This is a genomic window from Brucella sp. BE17 (genome assembly GCF_039545455.1).
In the GTDB taxonomy this organism is placed as follows: Bacteria; Pseudomonadota; Alphaproteobacteria; order Rhizobiales; family Rhizobiaceae; genus Brucella.
Window position 1 is genome coordinate 909,991 of the sequence record NZ_CP154468.1, and the last position, 25,438, is coordinate 935,428.

Genomic DNA, 25,438 nt, shown 5'->3' on the forward strand with positions numbered 1-25,438 from the left:
AGGCGGAGACATGACCTTGGAAGCATATGCCATAAAGCGCGTAGCCGTAATTGGCTGCGGAACGATCGGTGCAAGCTGGACCGCACTCTTTCTTGCAAACGGCCTGGACGTGATCGCGAGCGAGCTACGCGACGATGCCGAATTCGAACTGCGCGCAACTGTGGCAAGCCTCTTGCCCACCCTCAAACCTCGCGGACCGGCTGGACAGCTGACCTTCACAACCGACATTGCCGCCTGCTGCCGCGATGCAGATTTCGTTCAAGAGAACGTCATAGAGCGGGAAGCCGCCAAAATTGAGCTTATGGCACGGATGGATGCGGCATTGCGGCCCAACGTCGTGATCGCTTCAAGTTCATCGGCGATCACGGTGTCGGTGATGCAGAGCGCATGCGTGCGACCGGGACGCGTCGTCCTTGGCCACCCCTTCAATCCGCCGCATCTCATTCCGCTGGTCGAAATCGTCGGCGGGGCTGCTACGGAGAGCTGGGCACTCGACAAGGCTGAAGCCTTCTATGCCAGCCTTGGCAAAACGCCGATCCGGTTGCGCAAGGAGATATTCGGCCATGTCGCCAACCGCCTGCAGGCGGCTATCTTTCGCGAAGCGATCCATCTCCTCGAAGAGGGCGTCGCTTCCGCCGAAGAGATCGATACCGCCGTTACCGATGGTCCCGGGCTGCGCTGGGCGTTGATGGGACCATTCCTCACCTACCATCTGGCGGGCGGGGAGAACGGTATTCGTGGCTTCATGAAACAATTTTCACCGATGCAACAGCGCCTTTGGTCCGAACTTGGCCAACCTGTGTTCGACGAGGCTTTGCAGATGCGTGTCGCAGCAACGGTCGAGACGGCGTTGGGTCATCGGTCGATGGATGATATCCGGAAAGACCGTGACCGACGCATCACCGCCCTCTTGAAAGCGCGCTCCGACGACATCTGAATTTTCGCCAAAGTACAAGTACAGGATCCAAGTAAAAGAGCGGCGGTGGTGCAATGGATCTTCCAGCACCTTCCATTTACAAGATAATTTCCGCTTCGATAGATAAAGACACGTGCAAAAACAAAAACTTAAAGCGTGTCGTGGACATTATAGATTACGACACGCTTTCCAACCAAAAAATTTTTCAGTTCTGAACCCTAAGGCTCTGCGGAGCCTCGCCATTCTGCAACCAGTTTTCCAGAGCCTGCAGCGGATCAAGGTCAGCCTGCGTCAATCCGCTGGGACCAGCCGCAATGCCGCAGTGATCAAGCCCGGGTATCATGAATAGGCGCACGTTCTTTGCCAGCACATCAGCGCCACCAGCTGCCTTTTTCGCTGCCTCATGCCAATCGATGGTCGTATAGGGCGAGACGATGGCATCGGCCCATCCATGCCAGACGATCATCTTGCCATCCGCCGCACGAAACGCGGAAAGGTCGGGATCGTCGGAATTATACATCTTCGCAGCTTCCTGCATGCGGGCGGGATCCTTGTCAAAATCGAACGCCTTCGCCTTATAGGCCGGACCCGGATCCTCCGGGAAGGCCATGTAGGACCCGAAGGCTTGTGCGAACAATGGATTAAGTCCCGGCGCACCGGCTTCGTTCCCGGTCAGCCATGTGCGCCAGAACGGCTCCGATCCTTCGGGAATACCTCCAACGAAGAGCGTTTTGTCGAAGGAATCGACCGGCGACTTCCGCCATTTCTCGACCACCTCGCGTTCTGCCGGTGTAATGCAAGCCTTGCCCTCCTCACCCGCTTTACAGGTGATCGTGGAGAGATCGACCGAGCATTTCCGCGGGTCATCGATGATGTTGTCTTTTTTGCCGTCGACGCCGTCGCATTGGCGCAGCACTTCCGCAGCGATCAGGTCGACCTTGTCGGCCTTGAGAATTTGTTGACCGTCCGGGCCGGTATTCGCCTGCACCTGCCAGGCGAGGCCTGCACCGGCGAGGCCGGTCTCGTTGAGCGCAGGCGCACCGGAGATGATGCCCTGGAACATCTCCGGGTAGCGCAGAGCCGCCATGTTCGCCATGCGCCCGCCGGTGGAGCAACCCTGGAAGATCGCCTGCTCCGAATGCCTGTCATAAAAGGCCTTGATCATCAGCTGCGCCACGCGATTGGTTTCACCAATGGAGCGCCAGCCCCAATCGCGCTCGGCATTGACGTTGCCGTCTGCCCAGTCGGCGTCGATCGAGTTCATTCCGTGATGGCCACTGTCGGTGGTCGCGGTCGCATAGCCCCGTTCCAGCCCTGGCTCCATCGCGTTGACGAAGCCGCTGCGACCGCCGATACTGCCGCAGAAGCCACCGCAGCCAACCTGATAATACCGCCCGTTCCAGCCTTTCATCGGAAGGCGCACCTCGATGGAAATGGCGGGCAGAGCCACGGCGCGGACCTCGCAATAGGCTGGCGTCTTTCCGGCGTCATCCACGACCCGCGCCGATGTGACGTAACCTGCGTCGAACACCGTATTGCGAAGCATCCTGCATCCGGCCTCGGCCTCGTCTCCGGCATAAGTCGGCGTCCCTGCCAGCGCCGCAGTGGTGATCAGCGCGAACACTGCGCTACGTATCAGTACAGGTTTCATCATGACGTCTCCTCCCCAGAAGCGGAACACGACCGATCCTTCTGCGTGGCCGCAATAAGATTTGTTGTCTTCTCGTTCACACCACGCATCGCCAAGGTGTCAGAAACCCACCTGATCGCCGCCCTTCAGCGCCAGCATGCCGCGCGCTTCGGTTGGCGTGGCAATATCCAGTCCCAGTCCTTCCAGCACCTGACGGATGCGGCGAACCTGCGCGGCATTCGATTCCGCCAGTCGTCCCGGGCCATCCCACAGCGAATCCTCAAGCCCAACACGGACATTGCCGCCCATCGCGGCAGCCATCGTGGTGACCGGCATCTGGTGGCGTCCCGCGCCGAGCACCGACCAGACGTAGCTGTCCCCGAAAAGGCGATCGGCGGTGCGCTTCATGTGCGAAACATCGTCCGGGTGCGTTCCGATGCCGCCGAGGATGCCAAAAACCGTCTGAATGAAGAGAGGACCCTTGATGAGGTCGCGATCACGGAAATGGGCAAGATTGTACAGATGGCTGGTGTCGTAGCATTCAAACTCGAACCGTGTACCGTTGCCGCCGCAATGCTTGAGAATATACTCGATATCCTTGAACGTGTTCTTGAAAACAGTATTGCGGGTTTTCTCCAGATAGTCCGCTTCCCAATCGTGCTCGAATTCTTCATATCGACCCAGCATCGGGTAAAGGCCGAAATTCATCGAGCCCATGTTGAGCGAGGCAACTTCGGGGGCGAATTTCAGTGCCGGCTGAAGGCGCTCATCGACGGACATCGTCGGACTGCCGCCGGTGGTGAGGTTTAAAACCGCATCCGTTGCCTGCTTGATGCGGGGCAGAAAGGCGGCGAAGGCGGCGGGGTCCTGCGTCGGTCGGCCGTCTTCGGGGTTACGCGCGTGCAGATGCAGGATCGCAGCGCCCGCCTCTGCCGCCGCGATGGCTTGCGCAGCGATCTCGTCGGCCGTAACCGGCAGATAGGCAGACATGCTCGGGGTATGGATGCCGCCGGTGATGGCGCAGGTCACGATGACTTTGCGGGACGATTTGGCCATAGCGTCTTGTTCCTTGTTCTCATATATTTTCGACGTTGCCGCAGACGCTGATCGCCTGACCCGAAATGTTGATGCCGCCAGGCGATGCCAGAAACAACGCCATCGCCGCCACATCCTCCGGCTCGACCATCCGGCGCAGCGAAATATTGGCGAGATACTGCCGCTCCATGGCGTCGTAGCTGAGACCGGACGCCTCGGCACGGGCAAGAATCACACCCTCAATACGGGCTCCCCGCACGACACCCGGCAGGATTGCGTTCACGCGGACACCGTCCGGTCCCATTTCCTTGGCCAGGCTCTGCGTCAGTCCGACAATGCCCCATTTGGCGGCCGAGTAGGGTGTGCGCAGCGCATAACCAAGCCGCCCGGCAACCGAGGATATGTTGAGGATCAAACCGGCTTCGCTCTCGCGCAGCAACGCTGCGGCACGACGAACCACCAGGAGCTGCCCCATCAAATCGACATCGAAGGTGCGCCGGATGTCTTCAACCGACAGCTCGTCAATCGCGCCCGTGGGTCCGGCAATTCCGGCATTGTTGACGAGAACGTCAAGTCCGCCGAGACGCTCGGTGACGGCAGCGATAAGGGTATCGACCTCGGCCTCGTCCGAAACATCAGCGCATAGTGTGGAGACTGTGGGGTTCTCGTCTGTAAATTCGGCCATTGCGCGTTCGTCTATATCGCAGATCAGCACCTTCGCGTGGGCATCGAGGAAGGCGAGGGCGAGGGCTGCTCCTATGCCAGAGGCACCAGCCGTCACGAGTACACGAAGGCCGGGTCGCGGCCTTATTCTTTCGATCATGTTCATCTGCATTCCAGTCCGGAAAATTTCGGGAAAGACGCCACGTCAGGCCACCTCGAGCCAGTTGCGGCGTATGTCGGGTGCGGCATCCAGTTCCGCCGGTGTGCCACGAAATACCAGTTCGCCATGCCCCATGACCATGACCTCGCGGGCCACCTTGAGGGCGATCGTCAGTTTCTGCTCGACCAGCACCACCGCGACGCCGCGGCGACCAATATCGAGGATGACCTCCATCACAACCTCTACGATCTTGGGTGCCAGCCCCTCTGTCGGCTCGTCGATCAGCAGCACGCGGGGATTGCCAAGCAGCGAACGGCAAATGGTCAGCATCTGCTGCTCGCCTCCCGACAGATAACCGGCGCGGATCGCGCGCCGCTCCTTCAGCCGAGGGAAATAATCGTACATCTCCGCGACCGACCAGCGATGCGTGGCACCAGCCGCGCGGAACTGGACACCCATCGCAAGATTTTCCTCGACGGTGAGGTTGGGGAACACCAGACGCTCCTCGGGCACGTATCCGATGCCCTGTCGGCAGATGTCATAAGGCCTTAATCCGGCGAGCGGGCGCCCGGCGAGCGTTACCTTTCCGGCACTCGGTGGAACCAACCCCATCATCGCCTTGAGCAAAGTGGAACGACCCGAGCCGTTGCGCCCAAGCAGCGAGACGATCGCGGCCTCCGGCACGTCCATATCGATGCCATGCAGGATATGGCTCTTGCCATAATGGGCGTGCAGCCCCTTAACTTCCAGCAGACTCACAGCGCCTCCTCGCCCAGATAGGCTTCCTGTACCGCACGGTTCATGCTGATACCCTGCGGTGTATCTGTTGCGATGATGTTTCCGTAGACGAGCACCGACACCCGGTTACAAAGCCGAAAGACGACGCCCATGTCATGCTCGACCATCAGCAATGTCTTGCCTTCCGTAACCGTGCGGATGAGATCAATTGCGATCTCGGTCTCCTCGCGGGACATTCCGGCGGTCGGCTCATCGAGCAGGATCACATCTGCGCCCGTAGTCAGCGTCATGCCTATTTCCAGTGCGCGCTGTTCGGAATAGGTTAGGTCGCCAGCAAGATCATGGCCGTGCGTTTCCAGTCCCACAAGTGCGAGAATCTCTGCGGTCTCTTCGTTCACCCGGCGCATGCCGGACACCGGCCGAAACAGGCCGTAACGAACGCCGTGGCGGGCAAGCACGCCAATGCGCAGATTTTCGAAGACGCTGAGCCGGTGGAAAATGTTGGTGATCTGGAAGGAGCGCGCTAGTCCTGCTCGGTTGATCCGATGCGGCGGCAAGCCGGCAATGCTATTTCCGTTGAGAGCGATCTCGCCGGAGGATGGCTCGAACATGCCCGAGATGAGATTGAAAAGCGTCGATTTTCCGGCGCCGTTGGGCCCAATCACCGCATGACGCTCCCCTGCTCTGATGTCGAGGTTCAGTCCCTTGATCACCTCGACGGGGCCGAAGGACTTGGTGACGCCTGCAAGGCGCAGCACTGGCTGCTCGTTCATAGTCATCGCGCACCTCCTTTTGGGATTTCCCGGGTTCGCATCTCTGCACTCTTATCCTTGCTGTCCCAGAGTTCACCGATATCGCGTCGTGCGCGGTCAAGAAGCAGTCCGCCCGCAAGGAAAAGGACTAAGGGAAGCAGCCATGTGACGATGCCGGACGGATCCCAGATGACACCGAACAGGCTATAGTGCGGTAGTCCATTCGTGACGTTGCGCCGCAAAGCTGCATATTCTTCCCCGAAGAGCACCGAGACAGTTTCCGTCACATAGACCACGCCTGCCGTAATCAGCAGTCCGCCTGACAAGGCCAACAGATAGCGGCCGAGCAACCGCCGCCAGTCGAGCCGCTGGCGATTTCGGATATGATGCTGGATGACGCCACCGATGCCGGTCGGCATATAGAGCATCACCAGAACGAAGATGAGACCCTGATAAAACACCCATGAGCGCGTGACGTCCGAGACCAGGAAGGAGAAGAGCGTAAAGGCCGCAGCCCCAACGACGGGGCCGAAGAAAACAGTCGAGCCGCCGACGAAGGTTTGCAGAACGACCTGCGCCGAAACGCTGCTGGCGAACAAAGAGTAATTTGCCGTTTCGTTCGAGATTGCCTGCAGCGATCCCGCCACCGCCGCGAGCATTGCAGAGATGGCGAAGATGATCACCTTGGCCGTGTGGGCGCTATAACCGAGAAACCGCACCCGCTGTTCGTTATCGCGCAGCGCCAGCGTCAGACGACCAAACGGCGTGCGCGTATAGGCCCAGAGACCCAGCCCGCAGATAAGCACCCAGGCAAGCGTCAGGTAGTAGACCTCAATCGTCGCGCCAAAGACAATGCCACCCCACGGCATACGCATTGACGACACACCGGATTCGCCGCCGAACAGGCCCTGAAGTTGCGGCGCCAACGAATGAAAGAGCTCGGCAATCGCAAGTGTTACAAGAGCAAAATAGACGCCAGACCGCATGGTGGCAAAATAACCCGCAATAAGCCCGATCAGAAGTCCGACTGCGCCCCCTGCAAGTGGTACGAGTGGTGTCGGGAACATCAGCCCGCCCTCAATCGCCCGCATCAGGTGAAGCGCTGCGAACGCTCCGACGCCGAAATAAGCCGCGTGTCCGAACGAAAGAAGGCCGGCCTGGCCCATGAGCAGGTTGAAAGCAAGCGCAAAGAGGCTCGCGATCAGCACGTTGACCAATGCATTCTGCCAACCAATCCCCAGGAGGGGCGGAACGGCGATCAAAACCAGAAGCAAGGCGGAGAGAAGAAGGATTTTGCGCATGGATACCATCTTAGTTGCGCTCTCCCATTAAGCCCGCCGGACGAACCAGCAGAACGAGGAGCATCAGCGCGAAGGGGATCGTGGCGCTGATCGACGACAGTTTCAGCGTCATCAGCCCGCCGATCGAGCGCGCCCAATCACCCAGCCCAACGAAGCCAAACAGGCCGGCCAGCGACCAGTCGAGCCCGACGGCGAAGGACGAGAACAGTCCAATCAGCAGCGAGGCGACGAGTGAGCCCTTGAGCGAACCGAGGCCGCCGACGACCACTACCACGAACACAATCACGCCGAGTTCGATCCCCATGTTGGGATTGGTCGGATAGAATGCCCCTGCAACAGCTCCGGCAAGGCCCGCAAGCGCCGCCCCTGTGCCGAAGACCAGCATGAACACAATCGGAATATTGTGACCGAGCGCTTCGGCCATGGCCGGCAGTCGTTCGGCGGCGCGCACGACGATCCCGATCCGGGTTCGCGTTAGCAGCACCCACAAAAGAGTGAACATCACGATAGCCATCCCCCCGATGAATATCCGGTAGAAGGGATAGTCGGCTCCGAATATATGAAAGGCCGAGAACCGCATGCCAGACGGCATCTGGTAATTGACAGGGAAGTCGCCGAAGAAGAGCTTGATCAGCTCCTCGATCATCAACGCAAGTCCGAAAGTCAGGAGAAGCTCATGCGCGTGGCCGTGGGCATGAACTCGCGGTAGCAGAAAACGCTCAACCGCCATGCCAGTCAAGCCGACGACGATGGGAGCAACCGCGATCCCGACCCAGAAGCCAAAAATGGATGATACGGCATAGGCAACATAAGCGCCCAACATGTAGAACGAAGCATGGGCGAAGTTGAGTACGCCCATCATGCCGAAGATAAGCGTCAGACCGGCCGATACCATGAACAGCAACAAGCCGTATGTGACACCGTTCAACGTGGAGATGATCGCAAATTCCATGGGTCTTCCAGGGTGAAAACGACAGGGATGATCCGGCTGAAAGAGATGCCAACCGGACCACGGACTGCACGGGTTACTCTGCGGGGCGGTCCATCTTGCAATCATCCTGCACGGGATAGATCGCATCATCGCCAGCGATGACCTTGACCGTCTCGAAGCCCATCTTCGTGTTGTCAGCCGGATATTTGGGGTTCTCGACGACCTTCGAGACCACTACGGGACGGATCGTCTGGTGATCCTCCTTGCGGACGGAAATCGAGCCGAGCGGAGTGTCATATGTCGTGTTCTCAAGTGCCAGCGCGATCTTCGTCACATCGATGTCGCCTCCGCCGAAATCGACTGTGCCGAGAGCCTGCTGCAGCGCACCGAGCGCGAAGGCAGAATGACCTTCGACGAAGATCGGATAGTGCCCCATCGCCTTTTTGTAGTCTTCGGCGAACGCGCCGTCGGTGGCGGCATTGTCGTAGTTGTTGGCGATGTAGTGGCCGAGCGCCGTCTTGCCAGCATTGGCGATATTGCCAGGCTGGTCAAGGAAAGCGGTGGCGAAGGTGACGTCGAGGCCTGCATCGCCCACGGCTTTCATCAGGAGCAGCAAGTCGTTCGACCAATTACCGGTAAAGACCGTATCAGGTCCGGCCGATTTGATGCGCGCGACGAAAGGCGCGAAATCCTGGATCTTGTTGACGTCGTGCAAAACTTCGTCGACCACCTGATAGCCACCGGCTTCCGCAAACGCAGCTACGGCGGCCTGCATATCCTGCCCCCAAGAATAGTTCTGATTGATGGAGTAGACCTTCTCGCCCAGATCACCCGCCTCCTTCATCGCGCTTACCAGTGCGCTCACGCGCATCGGCGCGGTCGCAGTGTAGCGAAAATGATAGAACTGGCACTTTGCCCCGGTCAATTCCATCGCGTCGCCGCCAAGATTGATGAAGATGACCTCTTTGCCAGGATTGCGGATATTGTGTTTGCGTACGTCCTCGGTGAGCTGGCCGGCAATGGCCGATGAAGCCCCCTGGAAGATGATATCGACGCCATCAGCCACCGCGTTGCGAAATTTGTCGGCCGCCTCGGGTGATCCGCCGGCATTGTCGTATTCGGTAACGATGACCGGCTCGCCGTTAAAACCACCGGCCGCATTGATCTGATCGACGCCGTATTTAACGGCGTTTGCATAGAGGCGGCCCGTCGATGTCTGCGCGCCCGAAAGGCTTTCTATTATACCTATCTTCAAGGGTTCAGCGTGAAGCGCGGTTGCGCTTGCCAAGACTGCACACGCAGCCGCAATCACGGAAAGTCGGTTCATGGTGATCTCCTCCCACAGAGTATCTATCTGCATGCCACTCAACCGGACTGCTGTCCCGATGAGCCTCCTTCGGCACTGATCGCACTTTAGACACAGAATGTGAGCCTGTAAAGAGATGAGATATGTGATCACACATCTCACCGTATAAGTGACCCATATGCCCAAAGAGCATTGTTTGTTGAACGAATTGAACGTACAAAGCCCCATGTGTGCGGATTTGCGGCGCGCATGATGTCCTCTGTCGGGGCTCAACGGTCGCGAAACTACCCTTAGACGCCGCCCAGTGAGGCTCTGATCTGTGAATAAACTTAGTACGACTGCCAAAAGCCAGAGAGCACTTGCACCCATTGATATCACGACGGTACAGGAGCGGGTCTATCAGAGTTTGCGCTTCGGCCTTTTGAAGGGTGAGTTTCTGCCCGGTGAGCAGGTATCTATTCGCGGCCTTGCAGAAGTGCTCGGCACAAGCGCCATGCCGGTTCGTGAGGCGGTAGCGCGCCTGATCGCGGAACGTGCTATCGAACAATCGGGCCCGCGCACCTTGCGGGTTGCACCCTATGTAGCCTCCGACCATGAGAACTATATCCGCATCCGTATGCGGCTTGAGGGTTACGCAGCCGAGCGGGCTGCAAGCGCACCGAGAAATCCAACGGTGATCGACACGCTCAGGCGCATCAACGAAAGCATGGCAGAAGCTCTCGCGGTTCGCGACTTCGACGCCGCACTTGCCGACAACCAGGCTTTCCATTTTGAGGTCTATAAAGCTGGCGGCTATCCGCAGTTGCTCGACATCATATCCACACTCTGGCTCCGGACCGGTCCGATCGTGGCGTCCGCGCGTCAGGACGAGGCCCTGTTCGAGCGAGTCTTCAAGATCGGCGTCCATATCCACAACGATGCCATCGACGCCATTGCCAAGCGCGACCGAGCAGCCGCGCGACGCGCCATAAATCTCGATATCCGCTCATCGCATCTTCTGATCCGTCGCTTCTACAAGCGCACTTCAGGTGAGGTCGGCCAATCCCCCGCATAAACGCCAGTATCGGCGTCTGGGATTAACCACCCTAACGCAACTGTGCCAACAGGAGCCATTCGGCGACGAGAGCCGGTTTGGCGTTTCCTTCAATTTCCACCGTGACCGTATAGGTAAAAAGCAGTCTATCGGGTGCTTTCTGTTCGACTTCCTCTAATACGAAACGGCCACGGATGCGACTCTTCGATGGGACAGGCGCAAGAAAGCGCACACGGTTCATACCGTAATTGATGCAGACTGCGGCGTCGTTCATCTGCGGCACGGCATCGAATAACATCCAGCTCAAGAATGAAAGGCTCAGAAAGCCATGCGCGACAGTACCGCCGAAAGGCGTTTCCATGGCGCGTTTCGGATCGACATGGATATATTGATAGTCGAGCGTATCTTTCGCAAAAGCATCAATGCGCGACTGATCGATATCGATCCATGACGAGTGACCAACTTCCTTTCCACGCTGTTCCAGATAAAGCTTTAATGTTGCCTGAAACTGGTTCTGCATAGCTCACAACACCTCAAACAGACCAGCGGCACCCAAACCGCCGCCGATGCACATTGTGACGACGACATATCTCACGCCGCGTCGTTTGCCTTCAATCAGAGCATGGCCGGCAAGTCGCGCTCCTGACAATGAACAACCTGTACCGCAAAGGACTCATTGAGCTCCCATAGACCGATATCACCTATGGAAAGTCCAAAGCGGTTCAATAGCTTGGACACGGAGAAGATCAGCCCTATGCCCATTGCATCCGGCCTGGTCCCGGCAACCGCAGTACTGATATAGCGCCCAAGCGGCTCAATGCCCGCTTGTTCGGGAAGTTTCCTGTCCATCAACACGCATGCTAATGCAACATCCGACAACTGGCTGACATTGCCCGCCGTTATCGCCCCTCTCTGACTGTTTTGAGAGAGGCAAGAGTATCGATCGTGGTGTCCGGACGGCTCCCGTCGTCGTCGCGAAGAATAACCGCTCTTTCAGCCATATCGGGCCTTAATTTTAAGGTTCGCTGCAGCCGAAAACTCCGATTTTTCCCATAAATAAGGGGTTATGCGTTAATCGCCGCTTCTTTTAGAAGCGGCGATCTTTATTATTCCGATAAGACCGTCATAGCCTGCAAGATAACAACGGCTGATGCAGCCCCCGGATCGATATGGCCTAAAGAACGTTCACGAAGACGGGCTGCTCGTCCCTTCGTTGCAATCATCGAGCGCGTGGAGTTGGCACCGGCTGTCGCGGCCGCGATCACCTTGCTCCAAAACTCGGAAGCACTGCTTTCATCCAAAATGGCTGCTTGCGCAGCCTCAGCAGCCGGTAGCCAGGCATCGAGCATCGTCTTGTCCCCGCGCTGGCCATGTCCACGTTCCCTGATCCCAACGCCAATGGCATCGATAATGGCCGCGTAAGTCTGACGATCGAGCGCATCATGTCCAGCCGTTGCCTTTGCTGCGCGTCGAAAACCTGTTGCATATAAAGGCCCTGTTGATGCTCCGACGGCATTGATGAAAGCAGTGGCAGCGGTATTGAAGACGGTTGAAATATCCGTCTCATCGAGATTGAGTTTTATGAGTTCTCTTCTAACGGCCAGAAAGCCCAACGCCATCGTCGTTCCATGATCGCCATCACCAATTGCGCCGTCGAGTTCAGAAAGCCGGTCCTTGTCAGCCTCGATTGCCGCAGATATAGCCTCAAACATATTCGCCAGACGGCGGGCCGCATTTTGCGACATGGATTTTCTCCTTAAGCCTCACAGCAACGCGCATACTCGATCATGAGGCATATGCTATTTTAGTTTCAAGCGATGCGAAACGATACGACAAAACAGGCCGTATCAGCCGATTTTAAGGCTTGCTGTCTCGCACGGATGCAACAACAGCTCAGTCAATTCCTGATCGAGGTGCATTATGGATATTGAGGCTCCGACCATATCGAGTGATGTGCAATAGTGCCCGATCCAGTTTGCTTCAATCTGAATATTCTTGGCTTCCAGTCGCTGTGCCACACGACGATAAAGAACATAGAGTTCCATCAATGGCGTAGCGCCAAACGAATTGACCAGAACAGCAACGCGATCCCCCGGCAGGGCCTTCATTTCATTAAAAATGCGGTCCATGATGTTATCAACGATTTCATCGGCTTGACGAAGCCGATCCCGCGACACGCCAGGTTCGCCATGAATACCGACACCAATTTCCATATCATCAGGACCGATCTCGAAATTATGTCGTCCCGTCTGTGGCAGAGAACCGGGTTCAAGCGCCACGCCAATCGTATAGGTACGTGTATTGGCCTTGCGGGTAACCGTTTCACAGGCTTCCAGTGAAAGGCCTTTATCGCAGGCAGCCCCTGCCACTTTAAAGACGAAAAAGTTGCCTGCCACGCCACGCCGTCCGTCCTTGTCATCAATGGGCGATGAGGCAATATCATCCGTCGTCAGAACGGTTTTGATCTTGATACCTTTTTCCTCGACGATTTCGGCAGCCATTTCAAAATTCATGACATCGCCTGCATAATTGCCATAGACAAAAAGAACGCCTTCGCCTTTGGACGCCGCAAGTGCACAGTCAACAATGGGATCAGGAGGGGGAGATGAGAATATGTTGCCGACAGCAACCGCATCTGCCAGTCCCTTCCCGACATAGCCTAGAAAACAGGGCTCGTGCCCAGCGCCACCCCCGATCACCAGTCCGACCTTGCCAGGGCGCGGACCGTTGCGTGCGACCAATGTTCGGTTGGAACGGCCAATGGGCTGAAGGAATTTACCATGCGCGCGCACGACGCCGTCAAGCATTTCTTCAACCGCCTCATTCGGGTTGTTGAGCAACTTTTTCACACGTACGCGAAAAGTATTCGGCACCTGTACCTGCCCGGTTTTAGGGCGCTGTGACAATCGTGCATCGAGGTCGATCACCCCGTCAGCCCTTAAAATTCCAAGTCCGGTTGCAGCATCCGTCACAAGCACATTGATATAGTTTCCGCGCAATGCGGCAAGAAGTGCTGGCACCTTGTCAAAACCGCCCGCCACCGCGATACGGGTATGGATCTGCCGTAGCTTATCGAGCGATATTCCAATGGTCCGGCTATCAAGCGGACCGGAAACGGCTTGACCACGCTCGTCGATGAAACGACCGGCCACAACACCTACAGCCCCGGCTGCCAGATATTGTTGCAGAGACACCGATTCAAAAAAGCCACTCGTATGGATGGTCGAATTGGATCGCAGTGAAGACACACCAAAAAGAATACGGTTTGCATTCTCAAGAACCGTAAACTGCTCCTGAAGCAAAGGTTCGTCCAACAACATATCGCGCATCTGTTGCGAACGTACAATTGCCGGTGCCATGATATTGATGCAGCGGCCAGACACCGCTTCCGCAAGAACCGCAGCGCAACGCTCCGGCGTATAGCTAAATGATGCCGTTGTGCCACCCGTTGCCTGCACAACGGTCATATCCTGCAAGGCAGCGATATTGGTTTGCTCGCCCACCGACAGTGCAGTACGGCCCCAGGCAACGGCCAGCCTATCGCCGGATTTGAGTATTTTTCGGAGCGCATGTGCACCTGCCACGCCAAGGCGGTCAATCAATGGCCGGGCATTGTCATCATTGGGAATGATAAAACAGTCCGACAGTCCGAAATGACGCTTCAGCTCTTGCGCGACAGACAGTGATTCCAGCCGCCCACCTTCAAGAGAAATATTGACGATACCCTTTTCGCGCGCTTCAGCCAGATAGCTGTTCACGGTTGCACGCGAAATGCCCATGACATCGGCAATCTCGCTCTGCGTCAGGCCGTCTTCGTAATAAAGCCAGCACGCCCAGACATAGGGGTCATCGCCATAACGCAAGGGAATCGTAATCAAATTCTCGCTGGCACTGGCTTTTGGTTTGCCGACCTTGCGCGATGTGTTGGGCTTGAGCGTCATGCGATTTTCTGGTGCCCCTTTCCTGCGCGGTAAAGATGAAAGCCTTCAAAAGCAATTGCAACATGGTCAAACGAATTTGGCGCCTGAATGTGTGACCCCACACAGTTTTCAGACGCCAAACTCATAATCAAGATAGAAAGCCTTACTGCAAACGGCTCTTTGCTTGTGCGGCAAGGTCGGTCAGAATCAGCGCGCAGGACGTTGCACCTGCATCCAGAACCCCGAGCGAGCGCTCACCGAGACGGCTTGCCCGTCCAATCTTTGCAACGAGATTGAGCGTGGAGTCGCGGCCTTGTTCGGCTGCTGCTGATAAGACATCCAGGCTGTCCGCAAAGGACTGGCCCCGGCTGTTTACTTCATCAAAAGCCGTTATTGCCGGGATTAGCGTGTCGAGCAGCGTCTTGTCGCCAAGCTTTGCTGAACCAATCGACTGAATACCGTCGAGGCCCGCATGAAGCATATTGCTGAAAGCGGCAGCGTCGATATTCTCAATGCCTTCCAGCTTTTCGGCGAATTCGTTGAACATAACGCCATAGAGCGGCCCCATCGAACCACCGATCTCGGTGAGCAGGACAGTTCCGAGCGTATCCAGACCCTCGGCGAGCGAAACGTCTTTGCCTTTCAGGCGTTCGGCCGCAAGTCCAAAACCTTTTGCCATGTTCACGCCATGGTCGCCATCACCGATCTTGCCGTCGATCTCGCTGAGATAGGCTTTGTTCTCGATAATCCGCTCTGCAAGCGAGAGAACGATCGCACCCGATCCGGCATTCTTGAATGTCTGCATGATATGTCTCTTTCTTACAAAACCGCTGCCTTACAAAACAGTCGTGCAGCGGGCTTCGACATCGAGCAACGCTTTCAGCTCGTCATCAAGCGCCATGACGGTCAATGTAGCGCCAACCATTTCCAGTGAGGTGAAGTAGTTACCCACATAGGTGCGATAAATCTTCAGTCCGCGCTTGGTGATTTCCTGCTCGATCGTATCGTTAAGAATATAGAGCTCATTGAGTGGCGTTGCGCCAAGACCGGAAACCAGCACAGCAACTTCTGTCCCTTCAGACAGGTTGTGATCGTCGAGCACGATCTTGCTCATGTCTTTGGCGACTTCGTCGGCACGCTTGAGCGGCTCAACGCGCACACCCGGCTCGCCGTGATGGCCGATGCCCACTTCCATTGTGCCAGGTTCAATCTGGAAATTGGGATGACCGACGGCTGGCAAAGTGCAGGGACCAAGGCCGACGCCAATGGAACGACAATTATCGATGGCTTTTTGTGCGGCTGTCTGTACTTCCAGAAGACTTGCCCCGGCTGCAGCCTTGGCACCGCCGATTTTCCACATGAAGATTTCGCCAGCGACACCGCGGCGTTTTTCGCGTTCGCTCGCAGGGGCGGAGCACACATCGTCATTAGCGACGACTGTCAGCACTTCGATTCCGTCCTTGGCAGCCAGTTTCACAGCCATTTTGACGTTCATATTGTCGCCGGCATAATTACCGTAAAGGCAGACAACGCCCTTGCCGCCATTGGCTTCGCGGAACGCATCATAAAAACTCTTGGCAGTCGGCGAGGAGAAGAGCTCACCCACTGCGACGGCATCAAGCAGGTTCTTGCCAGTATAGCCGATGAAAGCTGGCTCATGACCGGAACCGCCACCCGTTACGACGCCTATTTTCCCCTCAACAGGTGCGCCTTGCGCAACAACCACACGCGGGTTATCCGTCGACAACCGGACAAGGTCATTATGCGCCTTGACGAAGCCCTTAACGGTATCTTCGACGACTTCATCCGGGTTATTGATAAATCTTTGCATCTTTGCACCTATCGAAGGCGGGACACACAGTCCCGCAAAAATATTACTATGCTGTGCCGCAGCTTTTTATAAAATCGTATAACCGCCATCGATCAGGAGATCGGCGCCATTGATCATCTCAGCACCGCTCGACGCCAGGAAGACCGCAGCAGCGGCGATTTCTTGCGGATATGCGAAACGGCCAGACGGGATGCGCTTCTTGGCAGCGTCCCCTTTTTCACCGCTCCAGGCTTTCTTGCCCAGTTCGGTGAGCACGATGGTCGGTGAAATCGTATTGACCGTAATGCCGTGTTTCCCCCACTCGGCGGCAAAGGTCTTCGACATGCCGATAACACCGAATTTCGAGGCGCAATAGGCAACATGTTCCTCGATGGCGACCGTGCCTGCCTGCGAGGCGAGATTGATGATTTTGCCGCCATTGCCAGCCGCGATCATCGCACGACCAACCTCCTGTGTGACAAGGAAGCTGCCCTTGAGATTGATTGCAATCGTACGATCCCAGTCCTGCAATGTCAGCTCTTCGGCGGGTGCCAGAAAAACAACGCCAGCGCTGTTTACAGAGATATCGATCTGCCCGAATGCCTCGACCACGGCCTTTATAGCTGCCTTGACCGACACTGGATCAGACACATCGCAGACGAAAGGCTTTGCTCCATCTCCAAGCGCTTCCGCCTTGGCATGGGCCTGATCTGCGTTGATATCGAGAACAGCGATCTTTGCACCCTTGGCAGCAAAAGCATCAGCAACAGCAGCACCAATGCCGGAGGCAGCGCCCGTCACAAGGGCGACTTTTCCGGTCAGCGGAAAGTTGAGGTCGATTTGGGGAGATTGATCGGACATCGTTTGATCCTCGGGTTTGAGGGCGGGGTGAACGAAACAATCCGTTCACCCCGCTTGTCATTTACTTGCGTGTTTCCAGAAGCTTGTCGACATTGTCAGCCGTTACCGGCGTCCATGGAACATTGTATTCCTTGCCCTTGCCATCGTTGAACGGCATATCGGGATACTGCGTCCAGATGTCAGACTGAGGCTTGTAATCACCCTTCTTGGCATGGAAGATCGCAAGATCCATCGCGCCCTGCGCCTGCGCACGGGCATCCTGAAGGATCGAAGTCATCGTGCCAGCCTTGACCGCATTAAGCGCGTCGGTCACACCATCGATACCGGCGATGGCAAAATCATCGACTTTGAGGCCTGCTGACTTGATCGCTTCAATCGCACCAAGCGCCATTTCGTCGTTTTGTCCGATAACGCCATTGATCTGGCCCTTGTGAGAGGTCAGCCAGTTTTCCATCAAGGTCTGCGCTTCGGCACGCGACCAGTTGGCAGTCTGTTGTTCCAGAACCTTGACATCCGGGCATTCGGCAAGAGCCTTCTTGTTGCCTTCAAGTCTCGATGCCTGTGCGGACTGGCCGATCGGGCCTTCGATAATCACGACATTGCCTTTGCAGCCGATCTTTTCGAGAACCGTCTTGGCTTCCATATAGCCGGAAACCGCATCGTCAGAACCAACATAGGCAGCCAGCAGTTCAGAGTCGACGCGTGTGTTTGAGCCAACAACGGGAATCTCAGCGTCATGGGCGGCCTGTACGGCAGTCGCACCGGCTTCAACATCGATCGGCACGAAAATGATCGCGTCGAACTGCTGCGTGATCATGGTGTTGAACTGCTCCTGCTGTACGAGCGCGTCATAACGACCGTCGAAAACTGTCAGCGAAACTTCGCCGCTCTTCACAGCAGGATGTTCTTTCAGCGCTTCAGACCAAATCTGCATGAATTCGGCATTCAGCCCATAAGGAGCTGCGCCAATTTTCAGCTTTTCCTGAGCGTGGGCTGCGCCCACGAACAGGGCTGTGGCCGATGCCAGGGCAATCAGCAATTTCTTCATCGATACTTCCTCCACATTATCCGCATTGGTTGAAAGTGCGGCTTTGGTTGCGCCATAAGCATGGCAATTGGTAATTCTTCACATCAGGCGTTCTGGTTGCGTTTTTGATCGAGCATGACAGCCCCGACGATCAACGCGCCCTTGAGTACCTGCTGGTAATAGGATTCAATCCCCATCAGATCGAGACCGTTATTCATGACGCCGATGATGAGCGCGCCAATCAACGTTCCGGTCACACGCCCCACGCCACCGGCAAGGCTGGTGCCACCAATCACCACCGCTGCAATCGCATCGAGTTCGTAGGCGATACCGGCCTGTGGCAGCGCGGAGCCGGTACGGGCTGCAAGCATCATGCCCGCAAGACCGGAAAGCGCACCGGCAATGACATAGACGGAAAAGCGAACGCGGGTGACATTGATGCCCGATGTCTTTGCCGCATGCGGGTTGCCACCCACGGCATAGACATAGCGGCCAAAGCGTGTGCGGGTCAGCACCCACCATGCAGCAATAAAGACAATCGCGAGCAGAATGACCGGCAGCGGAATACCCATAATTTTGGCGGTACCGATCCAGCGGAAGTCGGGAATCAGTGCCGGGACGGGCTTGCCACCACCGTAAATGAGCGTCAGGCCGCGCGCTGCCGAAAGCATGCCAAGCGTTGCCACAAATGCAGGCACCGAAAAGCGTGCAACGATCCAGCCCACGAGACCGCCGCAGGCACAGCCGACGGCGAGACCGGCAAGAATAGCGACCACTGCCGGATATGGCCCGCCAGCCACACCTGCGGTTGCCGACGTGGTGGCAAGGCTTGCCGCAACAATGCCTGTAAGCGCTGCGACAGAGCCGACAGAAAGGTCGATGCCACGCGTCAGAATGACAAAAGTCATGCCGATGGCCAGAACGCCATTGATCGAAGTTTGCAGAAGAACGTTTGATATATTGCCGGTTGTCAGAAAATAGGGGTTCGACACCGACAAGATGAAGACCAGAAGCAGGAAGGCAAGGAAAATGCCGTATTCCTGTATCACCAGTCGGCGCCTCTCCAAAGCAAACCAGCCCGTCTTTTGTGTTTTCTCAATATTGCTCACGTTCTAAGCCTCTCCCAGCCTGCCAGTGGCAGGCTTAATCTCAATCAGGTGCAAAAACACTCACAGCCATCAGGTTGACAGATGCACCAGTTTCTGGGCGTCAGTATCTGCCCTGTGATAGACGCCAGCCGACCTGCCCTGTCGCATCACCAGAATGCGATCGGACATGCCCAGCACTTCATCGATTTCAGATGAGATCATCACAACAGTGCCGCCTGACGCGGTGAATTCGCAAATGATGCGATAAATTTCACGCTTGGCGCCGACATCCACGCCGCGTGTCGGTTCATCCAGCAGCAACAACCGCGGGTTGCGCAAAAACCATTTACCGAGCACGACCTTTTGCTGGTTGCCACCGGAAAGCCCCGAAACCGGCATCGTGTCACGTGCTGCCTTGATACCGAAATGCTCAATCATTTTTGCGCTGGCGGCCGCTTCTTCACGCTGACGCATGGCAAAGGCCGGGCTCATTTCGGGCAAGCTCGCAAGACAGATATTAGCGCGAACGCTATCGGTCAGATTAAGTCCTGTGAGCTTGCGGTCTTCGGTAACAAGAGCAATTCCCTCAGCCATGGCGTCGGCAGGCTTGCCGATCTTCAATTGGCGCCCTTCAAGACGAACGTGCCCCTTGCTGGCTTTTTCCAGACCAAAGATACAGTTGAAAATTTCGGAGCGGCCAGACCCCATCAACCCGTAGATGCCAAAGATTTCGCCTTTGCGGACCGAAAAGGAAATGTCCTCGATTTTTCCCGGCAGAGCAAGATCGTCAACTTCAAAGCCGATTTCATCGCTCGGTTCGTTGGTCTTGATAAATTCCTCGCCAAGCTCACGCCCAACAATCAGGCGGATCAGTTCAGGCCGATCGATATCGCTCAATGCTCCCGATCCGACATAGCCGCCATCGCGAAAGACCGTATAGGAATCGGCAATCTGGAATATTTCGGACAGCCTGTGCGAGACATAGACAATGGCCTTACCTTCGACCTTAAGCCGCTCCACGGCTGCAAAAAGATGCTGCGCTTCCTTTTCACCGATAGCCGATGTCGGCTCATCCATAAAAATCACATCGGCATTATGGCTGAATGCCTTGGCGATTTCCACGAGCTGCATCTGTGCGACCGACAATTGGCCCATGGCCTGTGTCGCACGGATATCAAATTCCAGACGATCAAGAAGCGCTTGCGCCTCATTGTTCATCTTCTTGAAATCAATACCGCCAAAGCGTGCCGACGGCTCGCGACCGAGATAAATATTCTCGGCCACACTCATATGGGGAACGGGGCTTAGTTCCTGCTCGATAATTGCAATGCCGGATGCAAGTGCCTCGGCAGGCGTTGAATAATGAACTTCTTTGCCGCGTAGCCAGATTCGACCATCATCGCGCTGCTGAATGCCCATCAGGATGGAAAGAAATGTGGATTTACCCGCGCCATTGCCACCGCAAAGGGCATGGACCGAACCAGCCCGCAGTTCCAGCTGACCGTCGCGAAGAGCCGCAACTCCACCGAATGATTTTTTGAGGTTTTCGACTTTCAACAGCGTCTGCACGGCATCCTCCTTGACCACGCCTTACAGAAATCACTCATTGATCGACATATGTCAATTGTATAATTTTACATTTGTCGATATTTAAACGACATATGTATATTCCGGGAGCGCAACATGCGCTTCCAAGCCCCTCAAAGAGCTATTCAATTCTTGGAATAATAATGAAGTATTACAATTGAACGCGACGTTTCCAACCCCGCTGATCACGCCGGCATCTATCCCACGACATAGTTGCGCAAGGCCTCACCCAGACGCAAAATACCCTCATCAATCTGACTTACCGGCACGGAGGAAAAGCTGACACGGGCATGGTTGAGCTGAGGACTCTCGGCATAAAAGGGATCGCCCGGCACATATCCCACTTCGAATTTCGGTATTGCGCATTCAAGAAGAAATTTTCGAGCATCGAAACTCTCGGGAAAAGTCAGCCACGTAAACAAGCCACCAGCCGGATGTGTGAAGTGGATATCTTGCGGAAGATGCTCGCGCACGGCGCCAAGCATCACATCCCTCTTGTGCTTATAGTGTTTTCGGATTGAAGTGATGTGACCATCCAGATCATAAACATCAAGGAGATGAGACACTGCTGTCATGTTCAGGGTGCTGCATTGGGTGTCAGCGCCAAGTTTGAGCAGTGTCATTTTCTGGATGATCTCTTCGCTAGCCACAGCCCATCCAAGGCGCAAACCCGGCGACAGAATTTTCGAGAAACTGCCCAGATAAATGACGCGGCCCTCTTCATCGAGGCTTTTTAACGTAACCGGAGGCGGCGCATCGAAATACACTTCGCGATATGGAGTGTCCTCAAGGACGATCAAGTCATATTTATTCGCAAGTGCGATCAAAGCCTTGCGTCGATCAAGGCTCATCGTCACCCCTGTCGGATTATGGAAGTCCGGGATCGTATAAAGCAGTTTTGCCCTTGGGTTCTGCTTCAAGAGTGCTTCTAAGGCATCTGTATCAAGACCGTTTTCGTCCACAGCGACCGTTTCATATTGCGGTTCACAGGCTGCAAACGCGCCAAGCGCACCCAGAAAAGTTGGTGCCTCCGTAATGATCGTATCGCCTTTATCGACGAGCAGGCGTGCCGCCAGATCAAGTCCTTGCTGCGCCCCCTGAAGGATCAGGATATTATCCATCGTGCAATCGACCTGCTCATGCTTCATCCGCTCCACGATCTGCTGGCGTAGTTTTGGCAGACCTATTGAAGATGAATATTGAAGCGCTTCCTTGCCGGACGTTTTGAGCGCTTCATCAAAAGCAGCCCTTATTGCATCCACTGGAAACACGTCACCATCGGGATATCCTCCGCCAAAGAAAATCATCTGCGGATTGGTATTCAAACTGCGAATAGCCGAAGGCTTGATGCCGTTCATACGCTTTGCATACTGGATATTCATTTTACTTTCTTCTGCGTTGGAAGCCGCTTCTGACGAAGCACAGAAAGAGTTGGATCAAGATTTCACGGGCAATGTCAGAAGGGCGGGAAGGCGTCCCGCATCTGAAGCCGCCTCGAGGTTCATGACGAAATCAACAATCTCGCGACACCGTGATTCCGGCAACACGCGGCTGGCCAAAGCCATGAACTTAGCGACCACTGCAGAATCGCTCATTGGATTGTCCATCCCGCCCAATGGAAATTCCACCGTCTTACTAAAAACCCGCCCATCATTCAGCGTGACAGTGATAACTGGCTCCGCATTCGCGGCCATGTTTGGATCCACGAATACATCCGTGAGCTGCAGAGTGTTTTTAATTGAAAGCGCAGACCAGGCAGCTTCTTCCAGCTCGTCAAGTCCGACCCTGCCATAATGCAGTCGAGCGGCGAGCGCATAAGGCAGGCTCATCTGTGCATCGGCACGGCTTGCGACAATCTTGCCGCCGCACATGCCAGCTTGAAATTCACTCATGGCAACATCGATACGCATGATATCATCCGGGACAAAACTCTGTTCGCCCAGCATTTTTTCGATGGCATCAATAGCTGAATGCGTGCCACGACAGGTGGCATAAGGTTTTATCGAACACCGATTGACACGCCAGAACTCTCCGAAATCCGAACTCAGCAATGCAGGATTGCCGTCTCCACGGCAAAAAGTCGTGAAGAAATTCCCCCAGCCCGCAGCGTCCAGAACGAAAATTGGCCCACTAAAACCCGCAGCAGCAAGTTTTGCGGCGGAAAAGCCGCCTTCGGTGGCACGACCGGCGTGTAGCTTCTTGGTCTGGCTGCCATCATGAATGAAAGCCCATGTTCCGCTGGCATAAGAACATGCAATGCCGAGCGCTGAAGCGTGTCTCTGTGCGTCGAAACCAAACAGTGACCCTGTTGCTGCAGCTGCTGCGAAAGCGCCGCATGTGCCGGTCGAATGCCAGCCAAGTCCGTTATGTGTTTCGTACCCGCCACACGCTTCGAGCATGCGGCGTCCGACCTCATATCCGGCAAGAACGGCCGTTAGAAAACTTGGGCCCGAAACCGTTGTGTGTGCATCGCTAAGTGCTGCAATTGCCGCCGGCAACACCACAGCACCGGAATGATCACAGCCCCCGCTATCATCGAGTTCAAAGGCATGGGCCGAAACACCGTTTACAAAACTTGCTGTACGGCTATCCAGTGTCAGTGCTGTACCCCAGACCGGAACCGGGCCAGACATACCGCTTTTTTCTACGAGGTCGAAGGCATTCAGAACGATTTTTGTCTCGACAGAAGCCGCACCAGCAATCGCCGCTCCGAGCGTATCAAGAATATGGATTTTTGCCTTGTTAACGGTCGCAGCCGGAAAATCGGAAAAACGCATGATCGCAATATTACGTGCCAAAACCATGGACGGGTGTTCATTCACGGCTGTGTTCCTTACGAAAGTGTTGAACAGGCGTGGCGTCTTTTTAGACAAACCTTCGGCATGAACGGCTGCGCATTCAAACACAGCCGCTCTATAATCTGCATTTTCCCGAAATTTTCTGATGCAAACGTCACATCAGAAAAAGCACGCGCATCTGTTATTCAGACTTCAGTGGCTCTTCGTTGATCATCGCAGCCTTAAGACCTGCAGATTGCAGTTCCCATTTCTTCAGAACCGCATCATAGGAGCCGTCTTCGATCATGCTCTGCAAAGTCTTGGCAATGAGATCACGCAACTGCGTATCCTTCTTGGTAACCGCGATGCCCTGATGCACAGTGGTGAAGGGTTCACCGACAATGACATAGCTACCCTTTTCCATGTTCAGAAGATAAGGCAGTGTTTCGCTGCCCTGCACTGCTGCATCAAGGCGCTTCTGACGCAACTGTGTACGAGCGTCGGCTGAGCCTTCAGTGCCAACGATCTTCAGGGCCGGCTTACCATTCTGTTCACAAGTTTCCTTACTCCAGGTTTCCATTTCCTTCGGGAATGAGGTGCGCCGGCTGGCACCAACCGTTTTACCGCAGAGATCTTCTGGTTTCTTGTATTCTTCCGCACGGTCGGACGTAGTGTAGAACTGCGCACCAGACGCCAGGTAGTCCACGAAATCCAGTGTTTCGCGACGGCCAGGCAGATCGGTCATGCCGCTCATGATAAGGTCCGCACGTCCGGTATTGAGTGCGCTCACCATCTGCTCAAAGCTGATCTCTTCCCATTTTATGGTCACGCCGAGCTTTTCGCCGATAGCATTGCCAAGGTCGATATCAAGGCCTGTCAGCGTTCCCGTTTTCGGATCCTTGAATTCAAGCGGCGGATAGTTTGGAACATTGGCGATGACGATTTGCTTTTTTGCCGCGATACGCTCAGGCAGTTCCTGCGCTGTTGCCGCCTGGCTCACCGCCATCAAAGCAAAAATGGAAACTGCAAGCTTGCTCTTGGTATTGATCATAATCTGTATCCCCTTGCTGTGTGTTACTTCTTGTGAACGGCTTTGATAAAATTCTGTGTTCGTGCCTGTTTCGGGCTTCCGAGCACTTGTTCGGGCGATCCTATTTCAATAATTTCGCCCTGATCCATGAAGGCCACGCGATCCGCAACCTCTCTCGCAAAGCCAAGCTCATGCGTGACGACAATCATCGTCATGCCGCTTTTTGCCAAATCGCTCATAACGTGCAGAACTTCACCAACGAGTTCCGGATCCAATGCTGAAGTCGGCTCATCGAACAACAACAGCGTCGGCTGCATGGCAAGGGCACGAGCGATGGCGACACGCTGTTGCTGGCCTCCCGAAAGCTGGGCGGGATAGGCGTCCCGCTTGTCGTAAAGGCCTACTCTCTCGAGAAGTTCATGCGCACGCTTCTTTGCGGACTGAGACTTTTCGCGCAGAACCTGCACAGGCCCCTCGATGATATTTTCGGTGACGGTCAAATGCGGAAATAGGTTGAAGCGCTGGAAAACCATGCCGATTGAGCGACGCTGACGTGCAACTTCCGCATCGCTCAACTCATGAAGATAATCCCCTTCGCGACGATACCCTATCAATTCACCGCCAACCCAGATCGCACCACCATTCATATGTTCCAGCTGGTTGATGCAGCGCAGAAATGTGCTTTTACCGGATCCTGAAGGACCAATAATACAAAGAACTTCGCCCTTAGCAATCTGAAGACTGATCCCCCTCAATACTTCAAGTGTGCCAAACTTCTTACGTACATCGGAAGCGACTACCAGTGGTGCTTGCGGAGAAAGGTTTTGATCTCCGGCATCGGTCGAAACAGAATTGTCCATATCAATTGTCTCC

Annotated in this window: 23 protein-coding genes and 1 pseudogene; 2 read left to right on the plus strand and 22 right to left on the minus strand. The window is 55.5% G+C overall.

All coding sequences use genetic code 11. From position 1 onward, the window contains the following. Positions 1 to 10 precede the first annotated feature (10 nt). Positions 11 to 937 (plus strand): 3-hydroxyacyl-CoA dehydrogenase NAD-binding domain-containing protein, encoded by a 927-nt coding sequence (locus tag AAIB41_RS15500; protein WP_343314926.1) that lies wholly within the window; start codon positions 11 to 13, stop codon positions 935 to 937. A 184-nt stretch (positions 938 to 1,121) separates the two neighbouring features. On the opposite strand, the gene AAIB41_RS15505 is transcribed toward AAIB41_RS15500, so the two are convergent. From AAIB41_RS15505 to AAIB41_RS15540, 8 genes are all read right to left on the minus strand, one after another. Further along, positions 1,122 to 2,570, minus strand: a complete 1,449-nt coding sequence (locus tag AAIB41_RS15505; RefSeq protein WP_343314927.1) for a tannase/feruloyl esterase family alpha/beta hydrolase — start codon at positions 2,568 to 2,570, stop codon at positions 1,122 to 1,124. 96 nt (positions 2,571 to 2,666) lie between these two features. After that, positions 2,667 to 3,602 (minus strand): 3-keto-5-aminohexanoate cleavage protein, encoded by a 936-nt coding sequence (locus AAIB41_RS15510; RefSeq protein WP_343314928.1) that lies wholly within the window; start codon positions 3,600 to 3,602, stop codon positions 2,667 to 2,669. A 19-nt stretch (positions 3,603 to 3,621) separates the two neighbouring features. Beyond that, the gene (locus AAIB41_RS15515; protein ID WP_343314929.1) at positions 3,622 to 4,410 is read right to left on the minus strand and encodes an SDR family oxidoreductase; all 789 of its coding nucleotides are present in this window, start codon (positions 4,408 to 4,410) and stop codon (positions 3,622 to 3,624) included. 39 nt (positions 4,411 to 4,449) lie between these two features. Further along, positions 4,450 to 5,157, minus strand: coding sequence for an ABC transporter ATP-binding protein (locus AAIB41_RS15520; RefSeq protein ID WP_343316098.1), 708 nt, complete (start codon positions 5,155 to 5,157; stop codon positions 4,450 to 4,452). Positions 5,158 to 5,159: 2 nt separating this feature from the next. After that, the gene (locus tag AAIB41_RS15525; RefSeq protein WP_343316099.1) at positions 5,160 to 5,915 is read right to left on the minus strand and encodes an ABC transporter ATP-binding protein; all 756 of its coding nucleotides are present in this window, start codon (positions 5,913 to 5,915) and stop codon (positions 5,160 to 5,162) included. 2 nt (positions 5,916 to 5,917) lie between these two features. After that, positions 5,918 to 7,204, minus strand: coding sequence for a branched-chain amino acid ABC transporter permease (locus AAIB41_RS15530; protein ID WP_343314930.1), 1,287 nt, complete (start codon positions 7,202 to 7,204; stop codon positions 5,918 to 5,920). A gap of 1 nt (position 7,205) precedes the next feature. After that, positions 7,206 to 8,147, minus strand: coding sequence for a branched-chain amino acid ABC transporter permease (locus AAIB41_RS15535; RefSeq protein WP_343314931.1), 942 nt, complete (start codon positions 8,145 to 8,147; stop codon positions 7,206 to 7,208). Positions 8,148 to 8,220: 73 nt separating this feature from the next. Then, positions 8,221 to 9,453, minus strand: coding sequence for a branched-chain amino acid ABC transporter substrate-binding protein (locus tag AAIB41_RS15540; protein ID WP_343314932.1), 1,233 nt, complete (start codon positions 9,451 to 9,453; stop codon positions 8,221 to 8,223). A 298-nt stretch (positions 9,454 to 9,751) separates the two neighbouring features. On the opposite strand from AAIB41_RS15540, the gene AAIB41_RS15545 reads away from it, so the two are divergent. Further along, a complete protein-coding gene (locus AAIB41_RS15545; protein WP_343314933.1) occupies positions 9,752 to 10,486 on the plus strand; it encodes a GntR family transcriptional regulator in 735 nt (244 codons plus the stop codon). A 31-nt stretch (positions 10,487 to 10,517) separates the two neighbouring features. Here the strand turns inward: AAIB41_RS15545 and AAIB41_RS15550 are convergent, their stop codons facing one another. From AAIB41_RS15550 to AAIB41_RS15615, 14 genes and pseudogenes are all read right to left on the minus strand, one after another. Next, on the minus strand, positions 10,518 to 10,985 hold the full coding sequence (locus tag AAIB41_RS15550) for a MaoC family dehydratase (RefSeq protein WP_343314934.1): 468 nt from the start codon (positions 10,983 to 10,985) through the stop codon (positions 10,518 to 10,520). A 3-nt stretch (positions 10,986 to 10,988) separates the two neighbouring features. Then, positions 10,989 to 11,436: pseudogene (locus AAIB41_RS15555) on the minus strand (acetyl-CoA C-acyltransferase); the annotation flags it as partial. Between the two features lie 135 nt (positions 11,437 to 11,571). Next, positions 11,572 to 12,210, minus strand: a complete 639-nt coding sequence (dhaL, locus tag AAIB41_RS15560; protein WP_343314935.1) for a dihydroxyacetone kinase subunit DhaL — start codon at positions 12,208 to 12,210, stop codon at positions 11,572 to 11,574. A 102-nt stretch (positions 12,211 to 12,312) separates the two neighbouring features. Further along, positions 12,313 to 14,406 (minus strand): bifunctional sugar-binding transcriptional regulator/dihydroxyacetone kinase subunit DhaK, encoded by a 2,094-nt coding sequence (locus AAIB41_RS15565; RefSeq protein WP_343314936.1) that lies wholly within the window; start codon positions 14,404 to 14,406, stop codon positions 12,313 to 12,315. 142 nt (positions 14,407 to 14,548) lie between these two features. Continuing rightward, positions 14,549 to 15,190 carry a dihydroxyacetone kinase subunit DhaL gene (gene dhaL, locus AAIB41_RS15570; RefSeq protein WP_343314937.1) on the minus strand — a complete coding sequence of 214 codons (642 nt, stop codon included), beginning with the start codon at positions 15,188 to 15,190 and terminating at the stop codon, positions 14,549 to 14,551. Positions 15,191 to 15,220: 30 nt separating this feature from the next. Further along, positions 15,221 to 16,216 carry a dihydroxyacetone kinase subunit DhaK gene (locus AAIB41_RS15575; protein WP_343314938.1) on the minus strand — a complete coding sequence of 332 codons (996 nt, stop codon included), beginning with the start codon at positions 16,214 to 16,216 and terminating at the stop codon, positions 15,221 to 15,223. A gap of 66 nt (positions 16,217 to 16,282) precedes the next feature. After that, positions 16,283 to 17,056: an SDR family oxidoreductase gene (locus tag AAIB41_RS15580; protein ID WP_343314939.1), complete on the minus strand. Its 774-nt coding sequence runs from the start codon at positions 17,054 to 17,056 to the stop codon at positions 16,283 to 16,285. A gap of 61 nt (positions 17,057 to 17,117) precedes the next feature. Beyond that, positions 17,118 to 18,104 carry a substrate-binding domain-containing protein gene (locus tag AAIB41_RS15585; protein ID WP_343314940.1) on the minus strand — a complete coding sequence of 329 codons (987 nt, stop codon included), beginning with the start codon at positions 18,102 to 18,104 and terminating at the stop codon, positions 17,118 to 17,120. A gap of 83 nt (positions 18,105 to 18,187) precedes the next feature. Beyond that, positions 18,188 to 19,192, minus strand: coding sequence for an ABC transporter permease (locus AAIB41_RS15590; protein ID WP_343314941.1), 1,005 nt, complete (start codon positions 19,190 to 19,192; stop codon positions 18,188 to 18,190). 69 nt (positions 19,193 to 19,261) lie between these two features. Next, positions 19,262 to 20,740 carry a sugar ABC transporter ATP-binding protein gene (locus AAIB41_RS15595; protein ID WP_343314942.1) on the minus strand — a complete coding sequence of 493 codons (1,479 nt, stop codon included), beginning with the start codon at positions 20,738 to 20,740 and terminating at the stop codon, positions 19,262 to 19,264. Positions 20,741 to 20,955: 215 nt separating this feature from the next. Next, positions 20,956 to 22,140, minus strand: a complete 1,185-nt coding sequence (locus tag AAIB41_RS15600; RefSeq protein ID WP_343314943.1) for a PLP-dependent aminotransferase family protein — start codon at positions 22,138 to 22,140, stop codon at positions 20,956 to 20,958. Positions 22,141 to 22,194: 54 nt separating this feature from the next. Continuing rightward, on the minus strand, positions 22,195 to 23,580 hold the full coding sequence (locus tag AAIB41_RS15605) for an MmgE/PrpD family protein (protein ID WP_343314944.1): 1,386 nt from the start codon (positions 23,578 to 23,580) through the stop codon (positions 22,195 to 22,197). 157 nt (positions 23,581 to 23,737) lie between these two features. Beyond that, the gene (locus AAIB41_RS15610) at positions 23,738 to 24,586 is read right to left on the minus strand and encodes an ABC transporter substrate-binding protein (RefSeq protein WP_343314945.1); all 849 of its coding nucleotides are present in this window, start codon (positions 24,584 to 24,586) and stop codon (positions 23,738 to 23,740) included. A gap of 23 nt (positions 24,587 to 24,609) precedes the next feature. Next, complete coding sequence (locus AAIB41_RS15615) at positions 24,610 to 25,425, minus strand: amino acid ABC transporter ATP-binding protein (protein WP_343314946.1); 816 nt, start codon at positions 25,423 to 25,425, stop codon at positions 24,610 to 24,612. Positions 25,426 to 25,438 lie beyond the last annotated feature (13 nt).